The 6481-nt window shown below is 72.3% G+C and carries 5 protein-coding genes and 1 pseudogene; 2 read left to right on the top strand and 4 right to left on the bottom strand.

Annotated features, from left to right (window positions below):
- The 4 genes and pseudogenes from ACRDSK_RS13910 to ACRDSK_RS13895 all read right to left on the bottom strand — a co-directional run.
- Nucleotides 1–348, bottom strand: a pseudogene (locus ACRDSK_RS13910) (lactate utilization protein C); the annotation flags it as partial.
- Nucleotides 341–1780, bottom strand: coding sequence for a LutB/LldF family L-lactate oxidation iron-sulfur protein (locus ACRDSK_RS13905; protein WP_431441045.1), 1440 nt, complete (start codon nt 1778–1780; stop codon nt 341–343). The gene ACRDSK_RS13905 and the pseudogene ACRDSK_RS13910, both read right to left, overlap by 8 nt.
- Nucleotides 1762–2472, bottom strand: a complete 711-nt coding sequence (locus ACRDSK_RS13900; RefSeq protein ID WP_431441046.1) for a (Fe-S)-binding protein — start codon at nt 2470–2472, stop codon at nt 1762–1764. The genes ACRDSK_RS13905 and ACRDSK_RS13900 overlap by 19 nt, the downstream gene beginning before the upstream one ends.
- 31 nt (nt 2473–2503) lie before the next feature.
- Complete coding sequence (locus ACRDSK_RS13895) at nt 2504–3352, bottom strand: fumarylacetoacetate hydrolase family protein (RefSeq protein WP_431441043.1); 849 nt, start codon at nt 3350–3352, stop codon at nt 2504–2506.
- Between the two features lie 106 nt (nt 3353–3458).
- On the opposite strand from ACRDSK_RS13895, the gene ACRDSK_RS13890 reads away from it, so the two are divergent.
- Entirely contained in the window at nt 3459–4241 is a 783-nt protein-coding gene (locus tag ACRDSK_RS13890) for a class I SAM-dependent methyltransferase (RefSeq protein ID WP_431441041.1), read from the top strand.
- A gap of 579 nt (nt 4242–4820) precedes the next feature.
- A complete protein-coding gene (locus tag ACRDSK_RS13885; protein WP_431441040.1) occupies nt 4821–6476 on the top strand; it encodes an AMP-binding protein in 1656 nt (551 codons plus the stop codon).
- Nucleotides 6477–6481 lie beyond the last annotated feature (5 nt).

Genomic DNA, 6481 nt, shown 5'->3' with positions numbered 1-6481 from the left:
GGTCAGCACGCCGTCCGACCGGTCCAGCGTCGCGCGCGGCAGCGGGTGCGCGGGCGCGTCCAGCGACCACACCACCTCCCCCACCCGCCACCAGCCCGGCAGGTCGGCCGGCGCCACCATCTTCCGCGCATCCCGCGCGCGCAGCGACGCCTCGATTCGAGCCGGCAGCACGGCATCGCTCACCCGGTGCACCACCGCGCGGTAGTCCGCCACCCGCGACGCGAACAACGCCGCCAGGTCGCCGAGGTCGCGCGAGCGCTCGTAGTCCCGGCGCACAGCGGGCGGACGCGGGCCGTCCGACAACGCCGCGCGGATCCGGCCGAGCACCACCTCCCGCGAGTCAGCCACGGGTCCTCCGCCACCACGCCGAGAACGACTCCGCCGCCGGCGCCGGCAGGTCCCGCGCGTCCGTCCACTTCGAACCCGGCCACGGCAGCCTGCGGATCCGGCCGCGCCGCGCGACGAACCGCAGCAGCGACCCGAGCCGCTGCGCCAGCCCGAACCGGCGCGGCGAGCCCATCACCCACGCCGCCGCGGCCATCGACACCGCCTCCGGCGTGTACGGGCCCTTCGCCTCGACCACGCGAGATCGCAGGTGCACCAACACCTCCGGGATGTCGATCCGCACCGGACACACCTCGTAGCACGCCCCGCACAGCGACGACGCGAACGGCAGCGACCGCAGCAGCGCGTCCGTGGCCGGGTCGGCCGAGCCCGCGCCGAGCTGCGGGGTCAGGATCGCGCCGATCGGCCCGGGATACACCGAGCCGTACGCCTGCCCGCCGGTCCGCTCGTACACCGGGCACACGTTCAGGCAGGCCGAGCATCGGATGCAGCGCAACGCCTGGCGCCCCACCCGGTCCGCGAGCGTCGCCGTGCGGCCGTTGTCCAGCAGCACCAGGTGGAACGCGCGCGGGCCGTCGCCGGGCGTCACGCCCGTCCACACCGACGTGTACGGGTTCATCCGCTCCGCCGTCGACGAGCGCGGCAGCAGCTGCAGGAACACCTCGAGGTCGGTCCACGTCGGCACGAGCTTCTCGATGCCCAGCACGGTGATCAGCGTCTCCGGCAGCGTCAGGCACATCCGCCCGTTGCCCTCGGACTCCACCACCACGACCGAGCCGGTGTCCGCCACCGCGAAGTTCGCCCCGGAGATCGCGACCTTCGCGGAAAGGAACTTGCGCCGCAGGTGCAGCCGCGCTGCCTCGGCCAGCTCCGCCGGCCGGTCCGACACGCCGCCGGCGTGCGGCATCCTCGCGCGGAACAGGTCGCGGATCTCCGCGCGGTTGCGGTGGATCGCCGGCACGAGAATGTGCGACGGCCGGTCGTCGCCGAGCTGGACGATCAGCTCGGCGAGGTCCGTCTCGATCGCCGTCACGCCGCCCGCCGCGAGCGCCTCGTTCAGCCCGATCTCCGCGGTGGCCATCGACTTGACCTTGACGACCTCGCGCGTGCCGGCGTCGCGGACCAGGCCCAGGACGATCTCGTTGGCCTCCTCCGCGTCGCGGGCCCAGTGCACCACGCCGCCGCGCGCGGCGACCGCCGCCTCCAACCGTTCCAAGTAGACGTCCAAATGGGACAACACATCGTCCTTGATCGCCTCCCCGGCACGGCGCAGCCGCTCCCAGTCCGGCAGCTCGGCGACCGCCGCGGCACGCTTGGTGCGGATCGTGGCGGTGGCGTGCGCGAGGTTGCCGCGCAGCTGGGTGTCGGCGAGCGCGACGCGGGCCGCGTCCGGGAAGGCCGGGCTGCCCAGCCACGTCACGGGGTTGCGACCCATGGCTCCTCCTCCGTGCTGGCCAGGATCTCCGCGAGATGCAGTGCGCGCACCCCGGTGTTGAGCCGGGACAGCCCGCCGCCGATGTGCATCAGGCACGAGTTGTCGCCGGCGGTCAGCACCTGCGCGCGGGTGTCGAGGACGCCCCGCATCTTGTCGGCGAGCATCGCCGTCGACGTCTCCGCGTTCTTCACCGCGAACGTGCCGCCGAACCCGCAGCACGACGCCGCCCCCGGCAGCTCGACGAGGTCCAGCCCGCGCACCGCCCGCAGCAGCGCGAGCGGCTTGTCCCCCACGCCGAGCATGCGCAGCGAGTGGCAGGTCGGGTGGTAGGTGACCCGGTGCGGGAAGTAGGCGCCGACATCGGTCACCCCGAGCACGTCGACGAGCAGCTCGGACAGCTCGTAGGTCCGCGCCGCGACCGACGTGGTCGAGCGGTGCAGGCCGGGGTAGAGGTCGCGGACCATCCCGACGCACGAGCCGGACGGCGCGACCACGGCGTCGTAGCCGTCGAACGCCTTCGCGGTCCGGCGGGCCAGCGTCGCCGCCTGGCGCCGGTAGCCGGTGTTGTAGTGCATCTGGCCGCAGCACGTCTGCGCCGCGGGGAACTCGACCGTGCAGCCCAGCCGCTCCAGCAGCCGGACCACGGCGCGCGCGGTGTCCGGGTAGAACGTGTCGGTGAGACACGTGGCCATCAACGCGACCCGCGTTGCCACCGCACTCCCCTCAGGCCTTGACGAGCACCGACCGCTGCCGACCGAGGCCGTCGATCTCGATCTCCATCACGTCGCCGACCGAAAGGTACGGGAACCGGCCGGACAGCGCGACGCCCCGCGGGGTGCCCGTGTTCAGCAGGTCGCCCGGTTCGAGCACCATGAACCGCGACAGGTGCGCCACCAGCGTCGCGACGTCGAACAGCATGTCCGCGGTCGTCGAGTCCTGCCGCGGCTCGCCGTTGACGAACGAGCGCAGGCCCAGCGTCTGCGGGTCGCCCACGTCGCCGGCCGGCACCAGCCACGGGCCGAGCGGGTTGAACGTCTCCGCGCACTTGCCCTTGCTCCACTGTCCACCCGAGACGCCCGGGTCGAGCTGGTACTCACGCTCGGACACGTCGTTGGACAGCACGTAGCCGGCCACGCAGGCCAGCGCGTCCTCGGCCGACTCGAGGTAGCGGGCGCGGCGGCCGATCACCACGCCCAGCTCGACCTCCCAGTCGACCTTCGTCGCGCCGCGCGGGACCAGCACGTCGTCGTGGGGTCCGACGACCGTGTTGGGGTGCTTGAGGAAGACCACCGGCTGCGTGGGCTCCGCCCCGCCGGCCTCGGCCGCGTGCGCCGCGTAGTTCATCCCGATGCAGACCACCGCCGGAGGGCGGGCGATCGGCGCGCCGACCCGCTCGCCGGCGATGTCCACGGCGGCCAGCTCGCCCGCGTCGAGCGCGGCCCGCGTCCGGGCGATGCCGTCGGCCGCGAGGAACGCCCCGTCGATCTCCTGGTCTAGCGCGAAGGCCTGGTCCTGGTCGTCCAGCACCACCGGCCGCTCGGCGCCCGGGGCGCCAACTCGCATGAGCCGCAAGGCAGAGCTCCCATCGTGTCGTTCAGTTGCACACTCTAGGCCGGGTACCGGCGTGCGGCCGACTTACTCACTGTCGGACCCGGTCGTCCGCGTACGATCCGGGACCATGACGGAGTCGGTGAGCTGGACCTCGTATGTCGACACAAGGGCTCAGGTCGAGCACGAGCGGCTCACGCTGCTCCAGGAGGTCTTCGACCCGTTCAGCGCGCAGCTGCTGGACCGGGTCGGGGTGGCGCCCGGGTGGCAGTGCCTGGAGATCGGCGCGGGGGCCGGGTCGGTGGCGCGGATGCTGGCGGACCGGGCGGGGCCGGGGAACGTCACCGCGACCGACATGAGCACGGACTTCCTGGAGCCGCTGGCGTCGAGCGGCATCCGGGTGATGTACCACGACGTGACCGTGGACGAGCCGCCCGGCGAGTTCGACCTGATCCATTCGCGGTTCGTGCTGGAGCACCTGACGCGGCGGGAGGAGGCGCTGCGGCGGATGGCGTCGTGGCTGAAGCCGGGCGGTTGGCTGGTCGTCGAGTGCGGCGCGCCGGCGCCGGAGCTGGCGAGCGATCCGGTGGTGGGCCGGGCGCTGACCGCGATGGCGGCGATGATGTCGCGGTTGGTCGGCACGAACCCGACCTGGGCCCGGCGGCTGCCGCTGCCGCTGGAGGACGCCGGTCTGGTCGACTGCACGGCGGAGGCGCACGTGGTCCCGACCCGCGGCGGTGCTCCCATGGCCCGCTGGCTCGCGGCGACGAACCGGCTGGTCGAGGAGCCCGCGGTGGACAGCGGCGCCGCGACGGCGGACGAGATGGCGACCGCCTACGCCGCGTACGCGGATCCGTCGTACGTGGACTACACCTGGCTGACGGTGGCCGCGATGGGCCGCCGAGCCGACTAGCCGTGATCGCCCGAGCGGCCTCCGGCCCCCGAAATCCAGCCTAGCTAGCCAGGCCGACAGTTCTGCGCGAGTCAGCGCCAACCTGTGGACAGCTTGCGATCTTGCCCCGTTCGGCCCGCTCAGGCCCGCGAAACCACGCCGAGCACGCGGGGGCCCCCCGCGCGCCAGTCTAGCCAGCACCACTGGCAGTTCCGGCTGCTCAACACCGGCACCTGTGGACAACTCCGGACTCGCGGGGCCCCCCGCTTTCCAGTCTAGGAGCGAGGGCTGACAGGTTCGGGGGTTCGAGGGCCGGCTGTGGACAAGTGGCGGGTGGAGCGGTGCTGTCCACAGGCGCCACCCTCTTTCGTCGGGTCTTGTCGTGTGGTCGCGGTAAGCTGGTGATCGGGGGCCGGAGGCCAGCTCAGGCAGGTTGACCTGCGGTTATCACTCTCCCGCTACGAGGCGCAGGTCACCCGAGGGTGGCGCAGCCGTGCGATTCATGCTCGGATGGGGCTAACGGTGCGAGTCTCGTGAGCGCGAGGGCGGTGCACTCCCTGCCGCCACCCCGCCGCGCCCCGGGGCGCCAGCGGAGGTGTGATGCGCAAGGAGACGTTGGAGAGTTTCGTTCTCGGCGACGTACTCCGGTCCAGGGCGGACAGTCACCGGACCGAGCCTTTTCTCAAGTTCCGCGACGGCGAGCTGACCTACGGCGACGTCCACGCGCAGGCGAACCGGCTCGCGCAGGGGCTCATCGCGCTCGGCATCGGGAAGGGCGACCACGTCGCGGTCATGCTGCCCAACTGCCCGGAGTTCGTCCCCGTCATCTTCGCGCTCGCGCGGCTCGGGGCGGTCGCCGTGCCGGTCAACACCGCTCATCGCGGCGAGCTGCTGCGCCACGTCCTGTTCAGCTCCGACGCCACGACGCTGATCATCGACTCGTCCTATGTGGACCGGATTCCCCCGGTCGCCGACCGGCTGCCCGGGCTCACCGGACTGGTCGTCCGCGACGGCGACGGGCTCGCGGCGCTCGGCAAGCCCGCCGTCTCGCTCGCGAGCCTCGAGGACCACGGCGACGAGGAGCCGCGGGCCGACATCCGGTTCTCCGACCTCCAGGCGATCATGTACACGTCCGGCACGACCGGGCCGTCCAAGGGCGCCATGTGCTCCCACGCGCTCGCCCTGACCTGCGCCTACGACTCGCTCAACTACCTCGACCGGTGGGGCAAGACGATCTACTGCCCGCTCCCGCTCTTCCACGCCGCCGGCCTGTGGGACGGGATGATGTCGGCCCTGCTCGGCGGGGGCGCGCTCGCGGTCGTCGAGCGGTTCAGCGCCTCACGGTTCTGGGACGACGTCCGCCACTTCGACGCGCGGGTCGCGATGAGCGTGTTCTCGATGATCCCGATCCTGCTCAACCGCGAACCGACCCCGGACGACAAGAACCACCCGCTCGAGATGTTCTACATGGGCAAGTCCGCGCTGGACGCCCCGATGCGCGAGCGGTTCGGCGTGCGCTCGGTCGAGACCTACACCTCCACCGAGGCCGGCATCGCCACCGGCAGCCCCTACGGCGAATGGCGCGTCGGCTCGTGCGGCACCGTCCACGACGAACGGTTCGTCGCCGCGGTGGTCGACGAGCACGACCGCGAGCTCGGTCCCGGCGAGCCGGGTGAGCTCGTGCTGCGGCCCAAGCAGCCGTACGTGATCACCACCGGCTACTACGGCACGCCGGAGGCGACCGCGGAGACCTTCCGCAACCTCTGGTTCCACACCGGCGACCGCATGTGGCGCGACGAGGACGGCTACTTCTACTTCCTCGACCGCATGAAGGACTCGATCCGCCGCCGCGGCGAGAACATCTCAGCCTTCGACCTCGAGTGCGAGGTCAACATGCACCCGGCGATCCTGGAGAGCGCGGCCATCGGCGTCCCGTCCGAGCTCGAGGACGAGGACGTGAAGCTCGCGGTCGTGCTGCGGCCGGGCGCGACGCTGGACCCAGAGGAGCTGGTGGACTTCTGCATCGAGCGGCTGCCGAAGTACATGGTGCCCCGCTACGTCGAGTTCCTCGACACGCTGCCGCGTACCCCGACCGACAAGGTCGCCAAGTACCGGCTGCGGGCCGAGGGCAACCGCGGCATCACACCGTCCACATGGGACCGCGAGGCCGACCAGGCCACGGCCACCCGCCCGACAGCCGACACCGACGCCGCGGGACCAGCAGCACAGACCGGCGCCGCCGGGCCGGCGGCGTAGACCGA

The sequence above is a fragment of the Actinophytocola sp. genome, from assembly GCF_050699915.1.
Classification (GTDB): Bacteria; Actinomycetota; Actinomycetes; order Mycobacteriales; family Pseudonocardiaceae; genus Actinophytocola.
This window is presented reverse-complemented; position numbering and strand designations above follow the sequence as displayed.